Origin of the sequence: Microcystis sp. LE19-10.1B, assembly GCF_027530565.1 — a bacterium.
GTDB lineage: Bacteria > Cyanobacteriota > Cyanobacteriia > Cyanobacteriales > Microcystaceae > Microcystis > Microcystis aeruginosa.
Genome location: NZ_JAPZQM010000762.1, coordinates 1 through 1,360, shown reverse-complemented (window position 1 = coordinate 1,360; position 1,360 = coordinate 1). Strand labels below are relative to the sequence as shown.

The window sequence follows — 1,360 nt, the reverse complement described above, 5'->3', positions numbered from 1 at the left end:
AGTTAGAACTCATGTTTGTTCCTGCGGATATGTGGAAGATAGAGACAAAATGGCGGCATTAAATATACTCAAAAAAGCTACGATAGGGCATATCGGAAGCTGGTCGTTAGACCTAAACGCTTGGGGAGATTTAAGCTCTATTTTGGTTGGTAGAAATACCTGCTAAGACAACTTGAGTCAGTGAACCAAGAATCCCTCGCTTTTAGCGACGGGAGTGTCAAAAACCTTACATCGAAGACCAACGCTCTGAGCAGCCAGAGCAATATCGGATTGTTGGCTTTGCGGGCGGAACGTTAACAACATTCATCGTAGAATACAGAGTCGATGAAGTCGGTGATTACATTTGGGTTGTCACCGCTTGGAAATCAACTAAACAGGAGCGCAAAAGCTATGAGGAAACAGTCAACTGAAATTAAAGATATTGAGGAAATTGCTCAACAAGCACATCTAGGGAAAGATGTCTCTGAGCATTTCACAGGTAATTTTCAGGTTAAGCAACAGATTAATCTTGATTTTCCCCCGGAATTACTACGAAGCATAGATGTAGAGTGTCAATTGCAGAACATGAATCGTCAGGATTGGATCAAGATGGTTTGCGTTGAAAAACTCCGTGCAATTCAATCTAGCAGAATAGCCAATACTGTTTAGTGGGGTCAAAGTATCCTACGCTACAATTTAATAAATCTTTACATTCCTCTCCCTAGCTTAGGGATTGAAACAAACCTTACAATCTCCTGATTTATACATTGCTTTGGGAGAATTGAAAGGTGGGATTGATCCCGCTCGAGCAGATGAACATTGGAAAACTGCTCGTACTGCTTTGCAGAGAATTGATGATGCTTTTAGAAAAATCTCTAAGCATCCTTATACTTTTTTTATCGGCGCTGCTATTGAAACAAAAATGGCTAGGGAAATTTATCAGCAATTAGAGACGAAAAAACTCACCAATGCCGCTAACTTAACCAATGATAATCAACTGGTTTCAATTATGCGTTGGCTATGCCATCTTTAACCTAGTTAACATCTAGAACATTACCCCTCAAATAAAGTCCAGTTGGGTTGGTTAGCAATGCATAAACCACCCAATTCTGATTAGATGGCAAGAAGAATTAACCAGCCTAATCTTCGTGTCTTTGTGTCTTTGTGTCTTTGTGGTTATTCTCTGCGATCGCTTATTGATTTTGCCTCAATCTTTGTCCCACTATTTGTGATAGTATATCTGAACTTCCCCCGTATAAATATACTAGCTATGGCTCAAAGTCTTACAGAGCCTGAGTTAAAGCAATGTAATACTAATAAACTACTGGGTACAAACTCCTGAAATCCTTACGCAGACAGGGTTTGAGGCAAAATTTTTCAA

The 1,360-nt window shown here is 39.7% G+C and carries 1 protein-coding gene and 2 pseudogenes; all 3 read left to right on the top strand.

Annotated elements, in window-relative coordinates; all coding sequences use genetic code 11:
* Positions 1-166, top strand: a pseudogene (locus tag O9332_RS28260) (RNA-guided endonuclease TnpB family protein); the annotation flags it as partial.
* Between the two features lie 224 nt (positions 167-390).
* Entirely contained in the window at positions 391-648 is a 258-nt protein-coding gene (locus O9332_RS27605) for a hypothetical protein (RefSeq protein ID WP_079209336.1), read from the top strand.
* A 67-nt stretch (positions 649-715) separates the two neighbouring features.
* Positions 716-1,012: pseudogene (locus O9332_RS27600) on the top strand (AvaI/BsoBI family type II restriction endonuclease); the annotation flags it as partial.
* Positions 1,013-1,360 lie beyond the last annotated feature (348 nt).

What these genes read in the sequence shown, in the direction of transcription:
- O9332_RS27605 (WP_079209336.1), top strand. Translation starts at nt 391, where the DNA reads ATGAGGAAACAGTCAACTGAAATTAAAGATATTGAGGAAATTGCTCAA.